23 protein-coding genes are annotated in these 20,733 nt (G+C 38.4%); 14 read left to right on the top strand and 9 right to left on the bottom strand.

Going from position 1 to position 20,733, the window contains the following annotated elements; translation table 11 throughout:
• The first annotated feature begins 160 nt into the window (after window positions 1-160).
• Window positions 161-1,054: an RNA polymerase sigma factor RpoD gene (gene rpoD / locus ABE099_RS06965; protein ID WP_210087722.1), complete on the top strand. Its 894-nt coding sequence runs from the start codon at window positions 161-163 to the stop codon at window positions 1,052-1,054.
• A gap of 67 nt (window positions 1,055-1,121) precedes the next feature.
• Here rpoD and ABE099_RS06960 read toward each other — a convergent pair whose 3' ends face one another.
• A complete protein-coding gene (locus ABE099_RS06960; protein ID WP_430028726.1) occupies window positions 1,122-2,210 on the bottom strand; it encodes a hypothetical protein in 1,089 nt (362 codons plus the stop codon).
• An 83-nt stretch (window positions 2,211-2,293) separates the two neighbouring features.
• Here ABE099_RS06960 and ABE099_RS06955 point away from each other — a divergent pair, with 83 nt between their 5' ends.
• Window positions 2,294-3,520: a voltage-gated chloride channel family protein gene (locus tag ABE099_RS06955; protein ID WP_430028724.1), complete on the top strand. Its 1,227-nt coding sequence runs from the start codon at window positions 2,294-2,296 to the stop codon at window positions 3,518-3,520.
• Between the two features lie 95 nt (window positions 3,521-3,615).
• Here the strand turns inward: ABE099_RS06955 and ABE099_RS06950 are convergent, their stop codons facing one another.
• Window positions 3,616-4,026 (bottom strand): DUF4183 domain-containing protein, encoded by a 411-nt coding sequence (locus ABE099_RS06950; protein ID WP_430028722.1) that lies wholly within the window; start codon window positions 4,024-4,026, stop codon window positions 3,616-3,618.
• Between the two features lie 514 nt (window positions 4,027-4,540).
• Between ABE099_RS06950 and ABE099_RS06945 the strand changes: the two genes are divergently transcribed.
• Window positions 4,541-5,998, top strand: coding sequence for an NTTRR-F1 domain (locus ABE099_RS06945; RefSeq protein ID WP_430028720.1), 1,458 nt, complete (start codon window positions 4,541-4,543; stop codon window positions 5,996-5,998).
• 321 nt (window positions 5,999-6,319) lie between these two features.
• Complete coding sequence (locus ABE099_RS06940; RefSeq protein ID WP_430028718.1) at window positions 6,320-7,198, top strand: radical SAM/SPASM domain-containing protein; 879 nt, start codon at window positions 6,320-6,322, stop codon at window positions 7,196-7,198.
• A 131-nt stretch (window positions 7,199-7,329) separates the two neighbouring features.
• Here the strand turns inward: ABE099_RS06940 and ABE099_RS06935 are convergent, their stop codons facing one another.
• From ABE099_RS06935 to ABE099_RS06920, 4 genes are all read right to left on the bottom strand, one after another.
• Entirely contained in the window at window positions 7,330-8,160 is an 831-nt protein-coding gene (locus ABE099_RS06935) for a 1,4-dihydroxy-6-naphthoate synthase (RefSeq protein ID WP_430030516.1), read from the bottom strand.
• The gene (locus tag ABE099_RS06930; protein WP_430028716.1) at window positions 8,160-8,822 is read right to left on the bottom strand and encodes a futalosine hydrolase; all 663 of its coding nucleotides are present in this window, start codon (window positions 8,820-8,822) and stop codon (window positions 8,160-8,162) included. Before ABE099_RS06930 ends, ABE099_RS06935 begins: the two co-directional genes overlap by 1 nt.
• 239 nt (window positions 8,823-9,061) lie before the next feature.
• Window positions 9,062-9,253, bottom strand: coding sequence for a hypothetical protein (locus ABE099_RS06925; protein ID WP_210087715.1), 192 nt, complete (start codon window positions 9,251-9,253; stop codon window positions 9,062-9,064).
• Window positions 9,250-10,410, bottom strand: a complete 1,161-nt coding sequence (locus tag ABE099_RS06920) for a DUF4062 domain-containing protein (RefSeq protein WP_430028714.1) — start codon at window positions 10,408-10,410, stop codon at window positions 9,250-9,252. The genes ABE099_RS06925 and ABE099_RS06920 overlap by 4 nt, the downstream gene beginning before the upstream one ends.
• 159 nt (window positions 10,411-10,569) lie before the next feature.
• Here ABE099_RS06920 and ABE099_RS06915 point away from each other — a divergent pair, with 159 nt between their 5' ends.
• Both ABE099_RS06915 and ABE099_RS06910 read left to right on the top strand, forming a co-directional pair.
• Complete coding sequence (locus tag ABE099_RS06915) at window positions 10,570-11,172, top strand: nitroreductase family protein (protein WP_430028713.1); 603 nt, start codon at window positions 10,570-10,572, stop codon at window positions 11,170-11,172.
• 163 nt (window positions 11,173-11,335) lie between these two features.
• Window positions 11,336-12,007: a phosphatase PAP2 family protein gene (locus ABE099_RS06910; protein WP_430028711.1), complete on the top strand. Its 672-nt coding sequence runs from the start codon at window positions 11,336-11,338 to the stop codon at window positions 12,005-12,007.
• Window positions 12,008-12,115: 108 nt separating this feature from the next.
• Here the strand turns inward: ABE099_RS06910 and ABE099_RS06905 are convergent, their stop codons facing one another.
• Complete coding sequence (locus ABE099_RS06905; RefSeq protein WP_430028709.1) at window positions 12,116-12,283, bottom strand: hypothetical protein; 168 nt, start codon at window positions 12,281-12,283, stop codon at window positions 12,116-12,118.
• A gap of 159 nt (window positions 12,284-12,442) precedes the next feature.
• On the opposite strand from ABE099_RS06905, the gene ABE099_RS06900 reads away from it, so the two are divergent.
• The 5 genes from ABE099_RS06900 to nrdF all read left to right on the top strand — a co-directional run bounded on the left by ABE099_RS06900 (window position 12,443) and on the right by nrdF (window position 17,108).
• Window positions 12,443-12,727 carry a DUF6509 family protein gene (locus ABE099_RS06900; protein WP_430028707.1) on the top strand — a complete coding sequence of 95 codons (285 nt, stop codon included), beginning with the start codon at window positions 12,443-12,445 and terminating at the stop codon, window positions 12,725-12,727.
• Between the two features lie 47 nt (window positions 12,728-12,774).
• A complete protein-coding gene (locus tag ABE099_RS06895) occupies window positions 12,775-13,299 on the top strand; it encodes a hypothetical protein (RefSeq protein WP_430028705.1) in 525 nt (174 codons plus the stop codon).
• Window positions 13,300-13,675: 376 nt separating this feature from the next.
• A complete protein-coding gene (gene nrdI, locus ABE099_RS06890; RefSeq protein ID WP_430028703.1) occupies window positions 13,676-14,035 on the top strand; it encodes a class Ib ribonucleoside-diphosphate reductase assembly flavoprotein NrdI in 360 nt (119 codons plus the stop codon).
• Window positions 14,022-16,106 (top strand): class 1b ribonucleoside-diphosphate reductase subunit alpha, encoded by a 2,085-nt coding sequence (gene nrdE, locus ABE099_RS06885; protein WP_430028701.1) that lies wholly within the window; start codon window positions 14,022-14,024, stop codon window positions 16,104-16,106. The genes nrdI and nrdE overlap by 14 nt, the downstream gene beginning before the upstream one ends.
• 33 nt (window positions 16,107-16,139) lie before the next feature.
• Window positions 16,140-17,108 (top strand): class 1b ribonucleoside-diphosphate reductase subunit beta, encoded by a 969-nt coding sequence (gene nrdF, locus ABE099_RS06880; protein ID WP_430028699.1) that lies wholly within the window; start codon window positions 16,140-16,142, stop codon window positions 17,106-17,108.
• Between the two features lie 248 nt (window positions 17,109-17,356).
• Here nrdF and ABE099_RS06875 read toward each other — a convergent pair whose 3' ends face one another.
• Window positions 17,357-17,956: a flavin reductase gene (locus ABE099_RS06875; protein WP_430028697.1), complete on the bottom strand. Its 600-nt coding sequence runs from the start codon at window positions 17,954-17,956 to the stop codon at window positions 17,357-17,359.
• 70 nt (window positions 17,957-18,026) lie between these two features.
• Here ABE099_RS06875 and ABE099_RS06870 point away from each other — a divergent pair, with 70 nt between their 5' ends.
• From ABE099_RS06870 to ABE099_RS06860, 3 genes are all read left to right on the top strand, one after another.
• Entirely contained in the window at window positions 18,027-18,707 is a 681-nt protein-coding gene (locus ABE099_RS06870; protein WP_430028695.1) for an ArsR/SmtB family transcription factor, read from the top strand.
• A 313-nt stretch (window positions 18,708-19,020) separates the two neighbouring features.
• Window positions 19,021-19,164, top strand: coding sequence for a hypothetical protein (locus ABE099_RS06865; protein ID WP_430028693.1), 144 nt, complete (start codon window positions 19,021-19,023; stop codon window positions 19,162-19,164).
• A 97-nt stretch (window positions 19,165-19,261) separates the two neighbouring features.
• Window positions 19,262-20,314, top strand: coding sequence for an MBL fold metallo-hydrolase (locus tag ABE099_RS06860; protein WP_430028690.1), 1,053 nt, complete (start codon window positions 19,262-19,264; stop codon window positions 20,312-20,314).
• Window positions 20,315-20,359: 45 nt separating this feature from the next.
• On the opposite strand, the gene ABE099_RS06855 is transcribed toward ABE099_RS06860, so the two are convergent.
• Complete coding sequence (locus tag ABE099_RS06855) at window positions 20,360-20,695, bottom strand: helix-turn-helix domain-containing protein (protein ID WP_210087704.1); 336 nt, start codon at window positions 20,693-20,695, stop codon at window positions 20,360-20,362.
• Between the last annotated feature and the right edge of the window lie 38 nt (window positions 20,696-20,733).

The following is a 20,733-nucleotide window of genomic DNA, read 5'->3' as shown; positions in this document are numbered from 1 at the left end:
GTATAAAACAAGTGATTGTGTTAAAATGACGGATAGTCGATATCAATTAAATTGCATTAAATAATATAGTGCCATAATAGCATAATTATAATTTTTTGTCAAATGTTTATACAGTTCTTATAGATGTAGCAGTAATGATTTTAGGGCGGGGGTTTTTTCCATGACAGAGGAATTGAAACGTGATGAAGTAACTTATACAGATGATCTATCTTTGCCACCAGGCATAAAAATTGATGATCCTGTTCGTATGTATTTAAAAGAAATCGGGAGAGTACCGCTCTTATCTGGTGAGGAAGAAATTGAACTTGCTCGTCGTATCGAACAAGGTGATGAAGAAGCGAAACGTAGATTAGCTGAAGCGAACCTTCGTCTAGTTGTAAGTATTGCTCGCCGTTATGTAGGACGCGGTATGGTCTTTTTGGACTTGATTCAAGAAGGTAATATGGGCTTAATTAAAGCAGTGGAAAAATTCGACTATTCTAAAGGGTTTAAGTTTAGTACGTATGCAACTTGGTGGATTCGTCAGGCCATTACGCGTGCAATTGCAGACCAAGCGAGAACCATTCGTATTCCTGTGCACATGGTTGAGACGATTAACAAGCTGATTCGAGTGTCCAGACAACTTTTGCAAGAAATCGGGCGTGAACCTACCCCTGAGGAAATTGCAAAAGAAATGGAATTGACACCAGATAAAGTGCGCGAGATTATGAAAATTGCTCAAGAGCCAGTTTCATTGGAGACTCCAATCGGGGAAGAAAATGATTCTAATTTAGGTGACTTTATTGAAGATCACGAGGCTCAAGCTCCCGCAGAAGCAGCGGCATATGAGTTGCTAAAAGAACAATTGGAAGAAGTATTAGATACACTAACTGAACGTGAAGAAAATGTGTTGCGTTTAAGATTTGGAATTGACGATGGTCGGACAAGAACGCTTGAGGAAGTTGGGAAAGAATTTGGTGTAACGAGAGAACGTATTCGTCAAATTGAAGCCAAAGCCTTAAGAAAGCTTAGACATCCAAGCCGTAGTAAACGATTAAAGGACTTTATGGAATAAAACTATATGATTTGAAGCCAAACCTAATTTGTGTAGGTTTGGCTTTTCTAATTGAATTCAATAGATATTACTTCGTTTTACAGCATTTTTTTGGAGTTAATACCTTGATTTTTCGTAATATATGCTTAGGTAATGGAGCGGTATGCAAGTAGCGGGACTTTACTTTGTGACGACGGTGGCATTTTTTATGTGAGCCATTTGCAACAGAGGTGTTAAAAACCTGCATAAACCATTCAACGGGATAGGAAATGGACATTTTTCCGTCTGCTGAGCCTGCAAAGTTCACCGCTGCTGCACGGTTTCCTTTATGAGTAAGCCATACGGAACCTGAATCACCAGCTAAGGAAACAGGTCTTCTACCTCGAACTACACTTTGATTTTTGAATAAAATAGTTCCTAAATTACCATAAGGGCCATAGTTTACTTGGATGTCTGTATGTGTAGAATCTACAATCCCATGAACAAGACCTGTTGTTCTCCCTACTTTCTTAAAGCAATCTCCAACTTTATATGAGCGAACATGACCATTTACTTTACCAAATACAGCATAAGCAGGTTTTACAAGTCTTGGACTAAATGGTTTAGAGGTTGCCCCATCAATATAGTTAACACCTCTTTTTTTTAATCTAACGAACCGATTCATACAGCCAATTGCATCTTTTTTGGGAATCCCTAAATCAGCGGCACCGGGTTGGAGTGTTAAAGACGGCTTTCTTGTATTTTCATTTACTAAAACATGATTATTACTTAAAATATATTTGGAGCCTTTCTTATTATTACAAGAAACAATAAGGCCAGCAGTACCAGATCCGTCTTTTGTTCCAACGCTATAGCCCGCAATAAGTGGGCGGATTTTTGACCTGTACTGGTCATCAAGTGGCGAATTATGCTTAACAAACTTACTACATTTTACAATTCGAATAGGGACACCACTTTTTCGAGCTAGCCTTTCTAATGATGGTGGATTTATTTTTTTGGATTTTTTCTTATTTGTTTTTGTTGCTGATACAGATGTGCTATAGATGATGACAGCTGCACCTTGCTCTGGTGAACCTGGTTTTTTTAAACCAACGCCTACACCTTGCACATCAGGTCGGTTTAATATATGTTTAGCAATTCTGCTTTTTAACTGGTACGCTTGACGGAAATTAGCCAATCCAATCACCTTTTTCTATAAATTTGATATTATTCTATGCAGGAGGCAGGCAGGTTGCGTGCCTATTTATGGAGATGATCTTAATGAATAACTATCGCTTATCTTTTACTTTTTTTGTTAAATTTCTATGGCTTAGCAGCATAGTTGGCTTGTTGGTTGGTAGTGCATGTGCCGGTTTCTTAGTCAGTTTAGCTCAAGTCACAACTTGGCAGATGACAATGCCTTGGTTATTATTTTTATTGCCAATTGGCGGTGTGCTTGTTGGTTATGTATACAATGTATATGGTGGTAATAGTGGCAAAGGAAACAATCTTATTATAGAGAGCATTGGGGATGGACAGGAAGTTGTCCCTTTACGTATGAGCTTTTTAATTTGGTTTGCTACTTTAGTTACTCATTTATTTGGAGGTTCTGCGGGAAGAGAAGGTACTGCAGTTCAGATTGGTGGGAGTATCGCAGAAGGAATAGGGAAAGCATTTAAAGTAAACAAACAGGATCGCCGTATTTTATTAATGTGTGGCATTAGTGCTGGTTTTGGTGCTGTATTTGGGACGCCACTAGCAGGCACTATATTTGCATTAGAGGTATCTATGATTGGTATGATGACTTATCAGGCTTTATTTCCTTGTCTTATTGCTAGTCTGACCGGTCATTTTACAGTGATTTACTTGTGGGGGGTTGGGCATATGCACTATAGTCTAGGTGTCATTCCTCCAATATCAGGATTAGTATTACTGAAGGTTGTAACAGCAGCAATTATATTTGGGTTTGTTGCGATGATGTTTAGTAGACTACTACATAAAATAAAGCAGTTATTTGCTTCATTTTTTCAGCACTATATGTGGAGAAGTGTCGTTGGTGGTATTATAATCATTGCTTTAGTTTTCATTATTGGGAGTCGAAATTATTTAGGGCTTAGCTTGCCACTATTAAGTGATGCCTTTGAAAGTGAAATCAATCCATTTTCATTTGTTTGGAAATTTTTATTTACTGTCATTACACTTGGAAGTGGATTTCAAGGTGGGGAGGTGACTCCTTTGTTTGTTATAGGGGCAACACTTGGCCATACATTATCTATTCTGCTACAAATTTCAGCGCCATTTTTAGCGGGACTTGGTTTTGTTGCGGTGTTTGGAGCAGCCGCAAATACTCCTTTAGCTTGTATATTTATGGGCGTTGAATTGTTTGGTGGAGATGCTGTTTTATATATTTTTATTGCTTGTGCAGTGAGTTATTTGTTTTCTGGTCATCAAGGTATTTATTCTGCTCAACAAGTAGGTATTTATAAGCATGGAATAAAAAAAGTATAAATGAGAAGTCTCCAAGAATGAAAAAATCTTGGAGACTTTCTTGGTTATAATGCTTCATTATTAAACTTGATTATATTTATTACATTTATGGAACCTTAGCTAATTGTAATTGTCGGCGTAGAAATTACTGGTGGTGTAGATAATGTTGAGCTTGAGCTTTGGAAGTTAGTAACCATGAGTAAAATAGGAACGCCTACACCAATTGTAGTATCGTCTAATACGAGGTTTGCTGTTGTCAATGTGGATAATGATGCTTGTTGTGGTATTCCGTTGACATATACGTCAAAGTAGTCTTCCGCAGTAATGGTTGGAAGTGTAGTAACAGCTACGCCTGCATCATCTACAAAGCTTGTAGCAGGAATAGTAGTGTCAGTTGCACCAATCATGTCAGCAGTAATAAAAGCTAGCAATCTCGAAACAACAGGGGTAACTGTAGTAGTCACAGCACCTCCGGTAGCAACAGGTTGTGTTGCAATTGCAGTGTAAACCGGTTTAACAACAGCCATAAATAACCCAACTCCTTTAATAGTTTGAACCCAACTAGATATAACTAAATTGGAATTCTATTACGAACATAGACTATGATTTATTAGCATGTTCACTATAGTTAATGCTCTTTCAAACTATTTGGAAACGGCATTTTCATTAATCTTTGTCTAACTATATTAAATATGGTTTATAACTCATTATGAGCATAGAAATTAAAGGAAGCTCCAATACCTCCTTTCGACAAAAAAATTTGTTAGAGCTTGAGCACATTAACTAAGAGATGTGCTTTGTCTAAAGTTGTGAAGGATGGAGTTGGATATGTGCCATACATATAATTTCTATGTGTAATTGAAATAATGATTAAAAATTTGTTTGAAAAATTTTTGTCTGTAGTATTTTTAGGCTCAAATTATTTAAATATGAATAAACTATATAAGCTAGCCATTTAATATCAGTATGTTAACACTCAAAAGATAAACTTTTAGTATATTCCTCTCAACATAAACGGCTTTGGTTTAGCGATTAGCATATATGGAAGCAAAGAGAGGTGATTTTGTGGTAACTCAATTATCAAACAGAATATTGAATCCTAATTTTGATTCAGGTTTCACATCATGGTACTCTGTGAATGCAACTCTAAATCCAGTGAAAAAGACGGGCATTCAAAGTGTAGAGCTTCTAGGTGGCTCACCAGCAGCATCTTTACAGCAAATAGTAGGAGTTACAGCAGGGGAAGGTTTATATTTATCTGTCTCCTTAACAAAAAATCAAGCAATAAGTGTAAATCCAGTCGTAGTCATTACAGTAAACTATTTTAATAATCAATTAACATACTTAGGTACTGGTTTAAGTTTAGTTATTCCACCAGGCATATTCGTTAATTCACAATGGCAGACCTTTGAAGCAGTAACCTCCGTTGTACCCGTTGGAGGTAGCCTGGCACAGATATCTTTTAGTTTGTCCCCACCAAGCTCATCAGTAGGCGGTATTTTAATTGATAATGTGATTTTAATGTCTGCAGATTCAACAGCAGGAGTTACTGGTGCAACCGGAGCAACGGGGCCGCAAGGTCCACAAGGTGTGCAAGGGATAACAGGGGCAACAGGATTGCGGGGAGCAACGGGGTCCACGGGATCGACGGGAGCAACGGGCGCACAGGGTGTGCAGGGAGTAACAGGTGCAACAGGAGCTCGGGGAGCGACAGGATCCACGGGTCTACAAGGAGCGACGGGAACCACGGGTTTGCAGGGAGCGACGGGATCCACGGGTTTGCAGGGAGCGACGGGATCCACGGGTTTGCAGGGAGCGACGGGATCGACGGGTCTACAGGGAGCGACGGGATCCACGGGTTTGCAGGGAGCGACGGGAACCACGGGTTTGCAGGGAGCAACGGGATCCACGGGCCTACAAGGAGCAACAGGATCCACGGGTCTACAGGGAGCGACGGGATCCACGGGTTTACGGGGAGCGACAGGGTCCACGGGCCTACAGGGAGCGACGGGAACCACGGGCCTACAGGGAGCGACGGGATCCACGGGTCTACAGGGAGCGACGGGATCCACGGGTCTACGGGGAGCGACGGGATCCACGGGTCTACAAGGAGCGACGGGATCCACGGGTCTACAGGGAGCGACGGGAGCAACAGGCGTACAAGGAGCGACAGGTGCAACGGGCCCAACAGGTTCGGTTGGAAATGTTACTCTTTTATCCACCGCACGAAGATATTTTTATTATCCTGATACTCTCCTGCAAGGTATTAGTAATTTGCCTAGTACGCAATTCAGTAATGATTCAGGGCAACCTACTGTCATCTTTGAAGGACTAGATCAAAGTCATTTTATTAATGTATATATTAATGGTTTGATGCAGGAAGGACGATTGTCTACAATTAATCCTACTAATTTAACTCTGTTTCTAGGAGATGATGATATTATTGCGATCGGAACCCCGATAACTGTTGAAATTGTCTCATTTCAAATTGAAATTTAGTCATGCGTTGAATCTATATGAAACAAATGATACACTTTTGTTGATATTCATCACATTATTAAAGGCTCTATTTATAAATCAGAACTTGACAACGACTGGAGGTAAGAAGCTACAATCCAGAGAGTTCTTACGATTGTTGTTAAAATCATATTCCTTTTTATTGGAGTAAGTATAGGAATGGAATTTGATTTTAAGAGACAATCTTCATAATCTCTCTGTCCCTCCGCTAGTATGTGGTGCTTGTCAAGTACTGATTTCAAGATGGAGCCTTATTAATAATTAATAATACTAAATATATTTCACACATAGGATAGGAGAATTATGAAAAAGAAATTCAAAAAATTTTATATCGAAACTACAAGTATTTGTAACTTGGCTTGTAGTTTTTGTCCTCCAACAGAACGAAAATCACAATTTATTCAGCTCGATGAATTTGTTCATATATTGGATCAAGTGAAGCCATTCACTGATTATATTAATTTTCACGTTAAAGGTGAGCCATTGCTACACCCAAAAATCGATCAGCTGCTAGATGTTAGCCATGACAAAGGCTTTAAGGTGAACATAACAACCAATGGAACTTTAATAGAAAAAAACCGAAATAAGCTTTTGGGAAAACCTGCATTAAGACAAATCAACTTTTCATTGCATAGTTTTGATGGACACGAAGGATCACAGGATCGTGAAGGTTATTTACGTCATATTTTATCCTTTGTGAAGGAGGCAGTTGCCACTAGTGATCTGATCGTGTCCTTCCGTCTATGGAATTTACAAAGAGATAATCAAAGTAATCTTGCACGGAGCCGAAATCGAGCAACATTATCTATAATTGAGCAGGAGTTTGGTCTTGATTATTATATCGAGGAACAGGTCATTCCAGGAAATGGCTTAAAAATCGCAGAACGTATTTATTTAAATCAAGATATTGAATTTGATTGGCCAAGTCTAAATGCACCTGAAGATGATGGAATTGGTTTTTGTCATGCCTTACGTAATCAAGCGGGGATTTTAGTAGATGGGACTGTCATTCCTTGCTGTCTGGATGGTGAAGGTGTGCTTGGATTAGGGAATGTACATAAGCAGCCCTTTGCTGAAATTATTGAAGGAGAACGTGCAACTCGTATTTATGATGGTTTTTCTCGTCGTGAAGCAGTGGAGGAGTTATGTCGTAAATGTGGTTATCGCAAACGGTTTGGTTAACCATCAATAGATGTTGAGTAGGTAGTAAACAATTTAAGCGCCTGACAGCTAGTTAATCGCGAATCAGGCGCTTATTTATGCTGGCTGAGTCTTAAGTCAAAGTCTCAAAGTCTACAAGCTTAACGGGCTAATTAAAGTTTACTAAGGTCTATGGCAGGAAGTAAGCCCTCTTGAGCAGCCCTACCTAATAGTGCTTTGATTGCTCCGTAGCCTTCCTCACCAAGGTCATAGCTAAATTGATTCACATAAAGCTCAATATGAGCCCTTGTAACTTCATGAGACATTTCCTGTGCATGGGACATAATGTAATCTTCTGATGCTTCAGGAAACTTCCACGCGTAATCGAGGGATTGTCTTATCCAATTATTAATCTCTACTGTGTTCATACCACGTTTAGCTACAATTGCTCCAAGTGGGATTGGTAATCCAGTATCTTCTTCCCACCAGCTACCAAGATCACTTAACATATTTAGATTGTACGAGGGATAAGTAAATCTTGCTTCATGAATGACAAGTCCCGCATCAACCTCACCACGCTGAACGGCAGGCATAATTTTTTCAAATGGCATGACGATAATTTTTCCAATCCCATGTGGAACATGTTTTGCAGCCCACAGCCGAAACAATAAGTAAGCAGTAGAGCGTTCGCTTGGTACAGCTACCGTTCGGCCCGATAAATATTGTGGCGTGCATTGCTCTGCTGTAAGCACAAGTGGACCACAACCTCTTCCCAATGCGCCTCCACAGGGCAGCAACGTATATTTATCAAGCACCCAAGGTAATGCCGCATATGAAATTTTCATAATATCAGGGCTTGATTCATTTGGATTGGTGGCAATATTGTTAGTAATATCCACATCCGCATACATCACATCGAGTTGTGGTGCATCTTGAATTAGACCATGTACCCAAGCATGAAAAATGAATGTATCGTTAGGACAGGGAGAAAATGCAATATTTATCATTGTAATAGTACCTCCGGTAAAGTTGAGCATATTTGCTTTAATGTACGTAGTGCAGTTGGGATGTCCCACTTATCACGTTGACGAGGACCTACCATATTAGAAATTGAACGTAATTCAATCACTGGAATGCCTGCCTGATTAGCAGCATAAGCAACACCAAAGCCTTCCATTGCCTCTGCATAAACGTTAGGATGGCGGCTTGCTAATTGTTGTGCAGTGGCTAATGTACCTGTTGCTGTAGAAAGTGTAATAATATCTCCGATATGTACACAAGTCTCAAGCGATGATGAAGCAGATAAGGCATTATATATACGTGTAGCTAAACCTTCAGGAGTAGAAATGTAGTTGGTACCAAAGCCTAGCTTGTCTAATGAAAGAAAGCCATCCTCACTTTGGGCACCTAAATCCCCGCTAATCATTGTATTTGCTATGACTAAGTCTCCTATGTGAGCTTTGGAGTTAAAACCTCCACCGATACCTGCACTAATAACAAGATCGTAACGCTGCTTCGTTAGTTGGATTGCAGTATTGGTTGCAGCCGCAATAGGTCCTACTCCTGCGAGTTGAACCTCAATTTGTACCCTTGGATTGGCGACTTCTAGTAACATTTCACGCTCAGCTTCAACAGCCACCATAATGAGTACGCGATGGAATGGCATAACAATGAGTCAACTCCTTTTGTGCTTTAAACATATAACCCTTATCTATTATAAAGTTCATAGGTGATAAAACCAAGTCTTACTCTTTTAGACAAAGGAACACTCATTTGATCCAAATTAAATCAAAAAAAGCCAACCCTTACATTACATAAAGGTCAGCTCAAAAAATTAAATTCATTGGTAATTAGAATATCATATACCCAAAGTGAAATTAATTAATGACATTAAATAAATTAAAGTTAAGCTCTTTTATTAGCCTGAGCAAATCGGTCCTTGATCTGTTTATTAGCCTGCTTCATTGCTATACGCTGATCGCGAACAATTTGGGAGGAATTTTTTTGGGTGGGCGCGAAAAGTAATGCATCTTTTGGTTGAGAACCTTTTGCTCTAGACACTATTCCATTTATAGATACGAAAACGCCAGCACTCATGATGTAACCCCTCCTAGAAAAAGTTTAATGAATTGTATTACTAGTGGATTTTTACTAAGTATAGCATGATTTGCATATTCTTTGTAGTGGATAAACATCACATAATCCCAAGCTGGATTACATGGAAAATGTAATGTTAATACATATTTACCCATTCTGATGCAATAATAAAACATTGCCTTTGATTCTTTATAAAAAATTTGTTCTTCTTGATCACCCATGTTATAGGTTAGGACAGCATATGAGCTTTGATTGTCTAACTCGTAGATGTCAGGACCTTTAGCATCTCCAGCAGCGGCGACGAGTACAAGCTTCGAAGGTTCAGCCTCAAAGCGATACAAGGTAGCACCGCTACAGTTTTCATAATAGCCTACTTTTTCAGACATATATGGGCCGTAGTTTTGCTCAATCACTCCACCCTGTAGGCGAGAGACCAATGAATCTAAAAAACGATTTGCATTTTTTAAGCTACTAATTTCGATTTCAGGTATAAGTCCGCTTAGAATATCAAAAGCCTCATCAAATTGCTCAAGTCGTGTCGTGTTATCCTCAATGAATGGTTCCAGTGGTAAGAGAAGTGAACCTCTTCTTAATAAATCACTAAAATATGCTCCCCAATCAATCGGAACACCTAAGCTAAGGTCATCGATGTATACCTTTCGCATCAGCATGTCATAAAGAAAATACCATACATAAGCATCAACATGAGAAGGTACATCGGCAGTGGCACTTAATTTGTTCATTATATGCAGAGGGCTTGGGAATCTTTCTTGCTTTGCAATCGATTGCTCTACAAATTGTTCAATAATGGGTTTAACTTGACCAAAAAATAGTGACTTTAATTCTACATCACCAAATACTAAAATGGTTTTGCCTTGCTCATGGGCTTTAATAAACTCCATATGGGTCACTGTTCTTTGGGCAATGGGATCATAGGTTCCTGCTTTATTTCCTAAAAATAATAAATAAATGTCGCATTGTTCAACTGCCTCAAGGCATTGTGTAATTGGGTCACTGTGAGCCGGCCATGGCCCCAGATTTTCCTCCCACATCAGTGGTTCATGTCCTAATGCTGTCAGCTGTCTAAATGCGTTTCTCCGGAGAGACTTTAAGCCATCCTGATTAACAGAGCTAATAAATATTTTTGTTCTTGGCACTGTATTTAAACACTCCCAAAACAATTTAATATTTCCATTATAACCCATTAGGCTTAGTATTTCATCTTTTAAGAAAAATTAAAAAATGTGTATGAAATGTGCTAGATGGTAACAATCAATTAGTAGTGCCAAAAAATATTTGAATAGGAGTTAACTAATATGAGTGAGTTTTTAAAAGCAGTGAAGGAAAGACGCAGTATTTATGGGTTAAGCAAGGATGCTGTTATTCCTGACGAACGTGTAGAAGAGCTTGTGGGTGAAGCGGTTTTACATTCTCCAACATCATTTAACTCCCAAAGCTCGCGTGTTGTTATTTTATTTGGTGCCCAGCATGATAAGTTCTGGAATGTAATTGTAAAGGAAGCGCTAAGAAAGGTGGTGCCTGAAGCAAACTTCACACCAACGGAAGAAAAACTAGCTTCCTTCCAAAGTGGACGTGGTACAGTATTGTTTTTTGAGGATCAGGATGTAATTAAAAGTCTTCAAGAGCAGTTTGCGTTATATGCAGATAATTTTCCGATTTGGTCTGATCAAGCATCGGGCATACTTCAATATGTAGTATGGACGGCATTGTCAGATGAAGGTGTAGGAGCGTCATTACAACATTACAATCCACTTATTGATGAAGCGGTGGCAAATGAATTTAATATTCCTGCTTCGTGGAAATTAAGAGCACAGATGCCTTTTGGCAAACCAACTGCTGCACCAGGGGAAAAAGAATACAAGCCGTTAGCTGAGCGGGTGAAGGTTTTTAAGTCATAATAGTAGTTGGAAAGGGATGCTTCTTTGACAGAGGTGTCCCTTTCATATTGTCGCATCAGAGTGCAAAAAGTTGAGATGTGTGTAAAATGCGTGTAACATGGAACAATAAAATTGTTAGAATGGATATACAACTAGATAGAGGATAGGATGAGGAGAAAGTAAGATGAAAAAAGAAAAGAAAATGTATATTTCAGCAATTTGGACCATGGTAGCGATTGGCTGTATTTTTATTTTTAGTGCAATTGCAATAAATATACATAGTTCATGGGTAAGTTCATTTGATAATATTGTGATCAGCACCATTCAAGGCATGGAATCACCACCGCTTACGCAGGTGATGTTATTTTTTACTTGGCTTGGAAGCACACGTCAGGTGCTCGTCATTTCAATAATAACGATGCTCTTTTTATTTTTTGGACTCAAACATCGTAAGGAGTTATGGTTATTTCTGATTTCAGGTTCAGGCTCAGTGCTCCTCAATGTTTTGTTAAAAGTAAAATTTTCGCGCCAGCGTCCAACGCTACACAGACTAATAGAAGAGACGGGTTATAGCTTTCCTAGTGGGCATTCTATGGCTGCCTTCACTTTGTATTTTACAATTGCCTTTTTGATATGGAAGCATATGCCTAACACGTTTTCAAGGGTACTCACCATTCTAGTTAGCGCCTTCTTAATTGTAATTATTGGCGTAAGCCGTATTTATTTAGGTGTCCATTTCCCAAGTGATGTCGTTGGTGGTTATTTTATTAGTGGGTGTTGGTCAGCGGTATGTATTATGACTTATCAATATTTACTGGAATATAAATGGAACCCTAAGCCTCAAAATGCAGTTTAGATTAAAACGCCGCTTAATGCATGAAGTTGATTTAACTCATTGCATTGGCGGCGTTTTAATCTTTTTTAACCGATTTTACGACAATATATTTAGGTGAAGCTTGACTTACTAATTTTTAGTCGTATGGTCTGGGTCAATATACCCGGTTGGTTTAGCAACCCATTCGTCTGCTTCGGGTTCGATATCGACCCCTTGCTTCATTTTCTTTTTTTCTGCTAACGAATCACCTGCGTCATCTCGTTTGTTCCGAAGCTTATCTTCTGAGCTGTATTTCATCTGTGTCATCTCCTTGACTGTATTAGTAGGTCTTAGGGAAACTCCCTTTTTGTAGGGTTGCCTAATTTATTGATTCTATAACTACATCATTTTTAGTTAAATTTATTTTGTATGGTATAGTAGGAATGTTAAAACTTGAACTTGGAGAGGATATTTTATATGTTAACTATTACTGAATACAGTGTTGAATTAGTAAAGGACCCTTTTGGCATACTGACAGGAGAAAGATATGAGTTTCTGGTCGATATTGCTGTTGATGAGGAGGACGAGCTTTACTCTGAGCAAGGGGTATATATCCGTGCAATCTATAGCATTACCCCGGAGCATGAAGGGATTATTAAGTATGAGCTATTCGAACGAAATAGTCGTAAATATCTTGATTTTGAGCTTGAGGATGATGAGCTTGCAGAACTTGAAGTATTTTGTAAAAATCATTTAGTCTAACTTAATTAAAGTTAAAAGTAGAAAGTTAGTAAGGAAGGAGCCTGAGGATGGCAAGGAAGCAAACGATGATTCCTTTTGGAGCAACACTAGCTACGCCTGACAGGAAGGGGACTGTCATCTATTACGATGACTTTCAGTATACAACTGATGAACTACTTAGTGTGGCACTTAACTATGTTAGGGAGCACAAGTTTAAAAAATTGATCCTTTACCCCTTACATGAGGAAACAGTAAGAAGAATGGATAGTAATAAAAGGGTGGATCGTTTTTATAAAAGAGAGCAAAGGTTACAGGATTGGATGCAGCAATTACCAGATACATATGATCTAGGCATTGAGCTGTGGGAAGAAAAGCGTAAAAAGTATACGCCTATGGAAGCGGCATTTAGACATTTAACGACAAAATATGCTGCACCCCATTTTATTTATATGTCACCTTACTATAGCCAGTTGTTTGTGTCCTATCCTTCCTTTGAGGAATGGATCACTAAGGTACGATTAATTGTGTCTGAGCCGATGTCCTCTATTCCTTCAAAATTACAAAAATACGAAAAAAGATGGGATACAATTTAAATTTAATATATTTTACGACACAACTCGTTTTGATATGCTATAATAAAATTCGCTTGCTTATTTTGAGTAAATGTGAGACCCACTTCTATAATTTTAAGCAGCCGGTTCCGGCTGTTTTTTCTCTGCCTTTCTTTCTTCGACTAAAAACATTTCTAAATAAAAATTTTAAAACTTTTAGAAGCTTTTAAAATCAATATGTCTCGGGATTTTCAGCACTATTTTTTCTCCTTTCTAGGCTTTTGATAGATTGACAAACACTACATCTTGGTTTAGATTATTAGATGCAATACAATATATAGCGTTATAGCTATTGTTACATACAAATAAATTAAAGCTTAAAACGTATATATATTTTGATAGAAAAGGAGCTAGAGCCATGCTGATTGCGTACGATTCCAAGACGGGAAATGTAAAGAGATTCATCAATAAATTGAGCCTTCCAGCGATTCAAATTGATGAGCAGATGAAGGTGGATGAGCCTTTTGTGCTTGTAACTTATACAACGGGATTTGGGGAGGTTCCTCAGCGCGTTCGGGCGTTTTTGGAGCGTAATTATCAGCACATGCTTGGAGTTGCTGCGAGCGGAAACCGAAATTGGGGCAATAAATTTGGTAGAAGTGCAGATTTAATTGCGGAACGTTATCATGTGCCGATTATTAGCAAATTTGAGATGGCAGGAACTAAAAACGATGCCCTATTATTTGAGAGAGAGGTGAGCCGGGTTGCAACATATTGAATTAAATAACCTGATTATGCAACGGAACTCGGCAGGCTTTTTCCAATTAGAGAAAGATGCCGAAGCAGTAGAAGCGTTTATGAACGAGGTTGAGCAAAAAAGCGTGAAGTTTGATAGTATTGCTTCACAAATTAAATATATGATTGACAATGATTACTACGAAAATCTGTATGAGAGTTACACATCAGAGCAAGTAACGGAAATTTACCAATTAACCCGTGATTATAACTTTAAATTCCAATCCTATATGGCAGCATCGAAGTTTTATACTGACTATGCGCTTAAAACAAACGATCGCGCCAAATACTTAGAGCATTATTCTGATCGTGTAGCAACCGTAGCCCTACATTTAGGTAGAGGTAACTATGAGACGGCAAAAATGCTTGCAGTATCCATGATGGAGCAACGCTTACAGCCTGCTACACCTACCTTCTTAAATGCAGGTAAGAGTAGACGTGGTGAAATGGTATCTTGCTTCCTGCTTGAAATGGACGACTCTTTAAATTCGATTAACTATGTTATTAGTACATGCCTCCAATTATCCAAAATTGGCGGTGGTGTGGCAGTGAACCTATCCAAGCTACGTGGACGTGGTGAAAGCATTAAAGGCGTAGAAGATGCAGCGAAAGGTATTATGCCAGTACTTAAGTTGCTTGAGGATTCCTTCTCCTATGCCGATCAAATGGGCCAACGTAAAGGTTCAGGTGCGGGCTACTACAACATTTTTGGTTGGGATGTACTGGAACTACTTGACAGTAAAAAAATTAATGCGGATGAAAAGACGCGTCTAAAGACTTTGTCTATTGGCTTAATTGTGCCAAACCGCTTTTATAAATTAGCTGAAGACAACGAACTGTTACATGTATTTGCGCCTTATAGTGTGTTTAAGGCTTATGGTACGCATTTGGATGATATGGATTTGGATGAAATGTATGACGTGCTGTTAGCTGATCCTCGTGTTCGTAAAAAACCGATTATGAGCGCTCGTGATATGTTAACTAAAATTGCAACGATCCAGCTAGAGTCTGGTTATCCATACATTATGAACAAAAGTAATGCGAATTCTGCTCATGCTTTAAAGGATATCGGTCCAATTAAAATGTCTAATTTATGTACCGAAATTTTCCAGCTGCAAGAAACGTCTGATATTACGAACTACGATCAAGAGGATATTATCCGTAGAGATATTTGCTGTAACCTAGCATCCCTTAATATCGTAAATGTAATGGAAATGAAAAAAATTCGGGAATCTGTGCATGAAGGTATCGTTGGTTTAACTTCTGTAAGTGATATGACCAATATTGCTAATGCGCCAGGAGTAGCTAAGGCAAACCGTGAGATGCATTCCGTAGGTCTTGGTGCGATGAACCTGCATGGATATCTTGCTAAAAATAAAATTGCATTTGAAAGTGATGAAGCGAAGGAATTTGCGCGTACTTTCTTTATGATGATGAATTTTTATTCCATTGAAAAAAGTATGGAAATTGCACGTGACCATAAGATTACGTTTGAAGGCTTTGAAAAGTCTGAATATAGCAAAGGCACTTATTTTGATCGTTATTTATCTGAAGATTTCTCACCTGTAAGTGCAAAGGTAAAATCCTTGTTTGAGGGTATGGACATTCCAGGGCCAGCAGAGTGGGCAGAGCTTAAGGCAAAAGTACAGGAGCATGGTCTTTATCATGCGTATCGTTTGGCGATTGCACCAACACAAAGTATTTCTTATGTACAAAATGCAACTTCTAGTGTAATGCCAATTGTGGAGCAGATTGAGACACGTACGTACGCGAACTCAACTACTTATTATCCGATGCCGTATATGAATCAAGAAAACTTTTTCTACTATAAATCTGCTTATCAAATGAATCAGTTCAAGGTGCTTGATCTTATCGCTGAGATTCAACAGCATATTGACCAAGGTGTCTCTACAGTTCTGCATGTCAATAGTGATGTCACAACAAGAGAGCTAGCGCGTTACTATGTGTATGCTGCACGTAAAGGCTTGAAATCACTTTATTATACACGTACCAATCGTCTGACGGTGGAAGAGTGCATTAGCTGTTCAGTGTAATGTGAAGGTAGTATGAGGAAGGGGCAAGTAATAATGACTAACAGCATCCAAGCCGTTAACTGGAATCGGCCCGATGATGATTTTACTAATATGTTTTGGTATCAAAATATTCAGCAATTTTGGACAGATGATGAAATTCCGTTGTCTGACGATAAAATGTCATGGATTACGTTAAGTGATGCAGAACGTGACACCTACATGAAGGTGTTAGGTGGGCTGACTTTACTTGATACCGTCCAAGGTGGCGTAGGGATGCCTAAAATACTGGAGCATGTGGATGGCTTACAGCGTAAAGCAGTGCTTGGCTTTATGGCAATGATGGAGCAAATTCATGCGAAATCTTATAGTAGTATTTTTACGACGCTTGCAACGACTGAAGAAATTGATGCTGTATTTGCATGGGTAGAAAGACATCCTAATTTGCAATATAAGGCACAAGAAATTTCTAAATATTATAATCAAATTAAGACAGATAAAGATTTGTTCCTAGCGATGGCATCTTCAGTGCTACTAGAAACCTATTTGTTCTATAGTGGTTTCTTTTATCCATTGTACTTAGCTGGACAAGGTAAAATGACATGTAGTGGGGAAATTATTGACTTGATCCTTCGTGATGAAAGTATTCATGGTGTCTACGTAGGTTTGCTTGCGCAAGAAATCTATAACCAATTTGATCCACAAGAGCAAGAAGAGCTGTATGCTACGTTTAAGCAATTGTTTGATACGTTGTATGCCAACGAAGAAGCCTACACAGAGGAATTGTATAATCCAATTGGACTTACAGATGAAGTAAAGGCATTCCTTCGTTACAACGCAAACAAAGCATTTATGAACCTTGGGTTTGAGCCACCATTCGATGAGCCAGAAGTAAACCCAATCGTGTTTAATGGCATCAATACGCGCACAAAACAACATGACTTTTTCTCTAAAAAAGGAAATGGTTATGTACGTGCGATGCATGTTGAGCAATTGACGGATGATGATTTTAAGTTTGATTTTTAAGTAAGTTTGTGCTACTGAAGCTTCGTTACGTTTTGAAGGATGCTTCCAGCGCTCTTAAATCCGGATTCCTAAACTGTAATTTTGAGGATGGAATCCGGAGTTTAAATGCGCACGCTTTGCTTGTCAACGTTCCTTCAAAACTCCACTCAGCTTGCAGTATTGCAAACTTTAGGGAATTTTTAGAAATTTTAATAGAGCCTACTATCTTAAATTTGGATAGTAGGCTTGTTTATTGTTGTTAAGTGCTCCTATTTACAATATTCCTGAAAACGAAAATTTTTCCCCAGTGATTGTTCAGTGGTTGAATATTCTCGGAATTTATAAATAAGCGGTTGCCATTTCTCGACATCAATGTGTGAGCGATCATATAGAAGATATTCCTGAACAAAAATACCTTCTATTTTACATTCTATAATAGCAAAATCTTCTCGCTTCATTATATTTTCTACAGTTGTTTCGATTTGAATGGGACATTCCTTAATCCTTGCAGTTACAACACTTTCTCCGCGTAATTTTGTAAACTGACCTAGCTTAAACTTATCTTCACAAAAAGAATAGTCAGCATCTAATTTGTATCTAGGGATGCTTTCATTTCCTGTTGTTTTAGCAATAGACTCTACATTTCTCCATAATGTTTTGTCTGGAATATTTAACGTCAAATGGCGTCCAGTCTCTAAATTTAAATACCCTTTATTGTGCAAGCCAAGTCCAATTACAATTGATTTGCTTAGGGTCCACGTTGAACTAATAGGTGTTATATTATCAGCTCTAGTTACAGGATCTTGTGTCGTCATTAATGCAACTGGAAATCCATAATAAAAACCTTCTTTTTCTATTTTTTTAAACATGTTATCACCTCGAATTTTAGTATAATAAATTTATACCTCGATACACATCGATATGTAAGGAGAAACAACAATGGACGGATTACCAAACATACTACACACAACAAAGATGTTAGCTGACAAATCTAGACTAGAAATCCTTACTATTTTAATGGATGGCCGATTTCATACGGTTCATGAGATTGCACAAATTATTAAAGTAAAAGACCACACAACCTCCTATCATTTGAAAAAACTAGAGGAAAATAAGTGGGTACAATTTTATAAGCAAGGTAGACATGTGTATTATCGCTTGTCCAATCCTCAAATTGCAGATTTACTTGAAAATTTAATGAATATTAGTCCAACTATAAAAATTAACTCATTTAATAAAAATAAAGAATATTATGAGCTCAAAAGTGGAAGGAGCTGTTATTGTCATTTAGCTGGAGAAATTGCAGTTGAATTTTTTGATTTTTTAGTCCAAATGAATTATTTAGTACTAGCAGATGATCAAGCCGTGCTTACAACGGATGGAGTACGCTTTTTTCATTCAATTGATATCGATGTGACACAAGCACAAAAATCGGCAGGACTTCTTGTAAAGCCTTGTCTTGACTGGACAGAGAGGAAGTTTCATTTAGGAGGTGGCTTGGGAAAAGCATTTTTTAAAATGTGCATTGAACACAATTATATAACTCAGAATCTGAATAATAGGGGAGTTACTATAACTAAGGTGGGTACAGATTTTTTTAATAATTTTAATTTGGCTTAACGTTCCTCTGAAAAGACATAATTTTTTGTGAATGTTCAGAATTTGTTCAGAAATTGTTCAGAATGATCTGATATAAAACTCCATGACTAGGGAGTGTCTGAAAAGTCAGCAAGGAGCAGATGTAGGCGGATTTTCGATCTATACAAGGCACTTTTACGCAGGCTTACTGGGGGTAAGTCAAGGAAAAGTAACGAAGTAGGGGGCGAAAAGGCGGTAACAGATGACCTTGAATGACTTTTCAGACACGACCTAATAAAATATAGCAGATGTTGTTATGGAGGAGAGGGAAATGGGACGCCAACGTATTTATCCTATGAGGAAGTGTATAGCAGAAGGTTGTGAAAATAAGCATTATGCTAAAGGTTTTTGTAGGAAACATTATGGAACAGAGTGGCGTAAAGCTAAATCTTTCGAAAAAATGGAGACTACGATCGCCTTGAAAATAGATAAGGTTTGAACAGGAATAAATTTTTAGGTAATTTGGGAAACTAGACCATCAGCAGTTTGAGATTACATTGTATAACATTGTGCTAGATGGGAGTGCTTAGGATCAAATGTGGTTTCAAGATTATTTGTGTGGACTTGGGGGGAAATTATCTCATACTGATTTAAACCAATATCAAGCATCCCCTCGTCTACAAAACGATGCTTTTGTAAATGCACAGCCGTATAAAAAAGAAATTACGGTAAGTGGAGCTATAAGCACTTGCTACGACATTGCTCGTCCTATACCTCAGCTGCGTCCACAGCAAGCCTTACCCGTTCATTTAAGTACAGCACCAGAGTATAATCAACAACAGGATTATGTTGTCTGGTATGGTCATTCTACTGTCCTGCTTCAAATTGATGGGAAACGGATATTAATCGATCCAATCTTTAGTGATGCACCTGCACCGTTACCATGGATTGGGACAAAGCGGTATAACCAAGGTTTTATAACGCAAATAACACAGTTACCTCCAATAGATGTTGTATTGTTGTCACATGATCATTATGATCATTTAGATTATCCAACGATTATGGGGCTACAGCACAAGGTGGGCCTATTTGTGATGCCACTTGGCGTAGGTTGCCATTTTAAAAAATGGGGTATTCCCGCAGAACAAATTAAAGAGCTGGATTGGTGGCAAAGTGAAATGCTGGATCATATTACTTTGATCGCTACACCAGCTAGGCATACCTCTGGAAGAAAAATTGGAATGAAAAATAAGACGTTATGGAGCTCGTGGGTTGTACAAGGGAAAAATCATAATATTTTCTTTAGTGGGGATAGTGGATATAGTGCGACCCAATTCCAGAAAATTGGTGAAAAGTATGGCCCCTTTGACTTAACACTTATTGAATGTGGACAATATGACGCTAGATGGAAGGACATGCACATGTTCCCTGAGCAAAGTCTCCAAGCACACCATGATCTACGAGGTAAAGTGATGTTGCCTATTCATTGGGGGGCTTACACCCTTGCCTTTCATCCTTGGAAGGAACCAATTGAAAGGCTGCTGAAGGTAGCTAGGGATCAGTCTGATACACATATTGTTACACCGATGCTTGGGCAAATCGCAAATATAGATGGAATTGACAATTACAGTGTAGCATGGTGGAGATAATAAAAAGAAGCATTGGCTTAGTAGCCATGCTTCTTTTTACATTTCTCATTTTTTCTCTTTGAATTCAACAATTGATTTAATGATGTTCATAATCAAATTAATCTTTTCAGGAGAGCAGTTCTCTAATAAAAGAATAATTTCATTTCGCAAGTAATCGGAGGAATGGCTATTTGCTCCACTGAGGATATATTCAGGTGTTTCATCCAAGATGACGCACAATTGAGATAAACGATCCAAGTTAATGGGTGTTTTCCCTCTCTCAATTTTACTGATATATGCATTTGAGACATCCAGCTTTTCAGCTAATACCTCTTGTGTAATTCCCTGTTCTTCTCTTGCTTGTTTAATTCGTTTGCCGATTAGAGAATAATCAAAACTCATTTGCATCACCTACATAATTGTAGCAACCATTGGAATCG

It is taken from the genome of Paenibacillus turicensis (assembly GCF_050461185.1).
GTDB classification, from domain to species: Bacteria; Bacillota; Bacilli; order Paenibacillales; family Paenibacillaceae; genus Fontibacillus; species Fontibacillus turicensis_A.
The sequence above is the reverse complement of the archived record's forward strand: the minus strand, read 5'-3'. Positions and strand labels throughout refer to the sequence as shown.

What these genes read in the sequence shown, in the direction of transcription:
- ABE099_RS06925 (WP_210087715.1), bottom strand. Translation starts at nt 9,253, where the DNA reads ATGAGTGCTGGCGTTTTCGTATCTATAAATGGAATAGTGTCTAGAGCA.
- ABE099_RS06955 (WP_430028724.1), top strand. Translation starts at nt 2,294, where the DNA reads ATGAATAACTATCGCTTATCTTTTACTTTTTTTGTTAAATTTCTATGG.
- ABE099_RS06915 (WP_430028713.1), top strand. Translation starts at nt 10,570, where the DNA reads ATGAGTGAGTTTTTAAAAGCAGTGAAGGAAAGACGCAGTATTTATGGG.
- ABE099_RS06950 (WP_430028722.1), bottom strand. Translation starts at nt 4,026, where the DNA reads ATGGCTGTTGTTAAACCGGTTTACACTGCAATTGCAACACAACCTGTT.
- rpoD (WP_210087722.1), top strand. Translation starts at nt 161, where the DNA reads ATGACAGAGGAATTGAAACGTGATGAAGTAACTTATACAGATGATCTA.
- ABE099_RS06860 (WP_430028690.1), top strand. Translation starts at nt 19,262, where the DNA reads ATGTGGTTTCAAGATTATTTGTGTGGACTTGGGGGGAAATTATCTCAT.
- ABE099_RS06910 (WP_430028711.1), top strand. Translation starts at nt 11,336, where the DNA reads ATGAAAAAAGAAAAGAAAATGTATATTTCAGCAATTTGGACCATGGTA.
- ABE099_RS06900 (WP_430028707.1), top strand. Translation starts at nt 12,443, where the DNA reads ATGTTAACTATTACTGAATACAGTGTTGAATTAGTAAAGGACCCTTTT.
- ABE099_RS06875 (WP_430028697.1), bottom strand. Translation starts at nt 17,956, where the DNA reads ATGTTTAAAAAAATAGAAAAAGAAGGTTTTTATTATGGATTTCCAGTT.
- ABE099_RS06930 (WP_430028716.1), bottom strand. Translation starts at nt 8,822, where the DNA reads ATGCCATTCCATCGCGTACTCATTATGGTGGCTGTTGAAGCTGAGCGT.
- ABE099_RS06905 (WP_430028709.1), bottom strand. Translation starts at nt 12,283, where the DNA reads ATGAAATACAGCTCAGAAGATAAGCTTCGGAACAAACGAGATGACGCA.
- ABE099_RS06945 (WP_430028720.1), top strand. Translation starts at nt 4,541, where the DNA reads ATGGAAGCAAAGAGAGGTGATTTTGTGGTAACTCAATTATCAAACAGA.
- nrdI (WP_430028703.1), top strand. Translation starts at nt 13,676, where the DNA reads ATGCTGATTGCGTACGATTCCAAGACGGGAAATGTAAAGAGATTCATC.
- ABE099_RS06895 (WP_430028705.1), top strand. Translation starts at nt 12,775, where the DNA reads ATGGCAAGGAAGCAAACGATGATTCCTTTTGGAGCAACACTAGCTACG.
- ABE099_RS06865 (WP_430028693.1), top strand. Translation starts at nt 19,021, where the DNA reads ATGAGGAAGTGTATAGCAGAAGGTTGTGAAAATAAGCATTATGCTAAA.
- ABE099_RS06870 (WP_430028695.1), top strand. Translation starts at nt 18,027, where the DNA reads ATGGACGGATTACCAAACATACTACACACAACAAAGATGTTAGCTGAC.
- ABE099_RS06940 (WP_430028718.1), top strand. Translation starts at nt 6,320, where the DNA reads ATGAAAAAGAAATTCAAAAAATTTTATATCGAAACTACAAGTATTTGT.
- nrdF (WP_430028699.1), top strand. Translation starts at nt 16,140, where the DNA reads ATGACTAACAGCATCCAAGCCGTTAACTGGAATCGGCCCGATGATGAT.
- ABE099_RS06855 (WP_210087704.1), bottom strand. Translation starts at nt 20,695, where the DNA reads ATGAGTTTTGATTATTCTCTAATCGGCAAACGAATTAAACAAGCAAGA.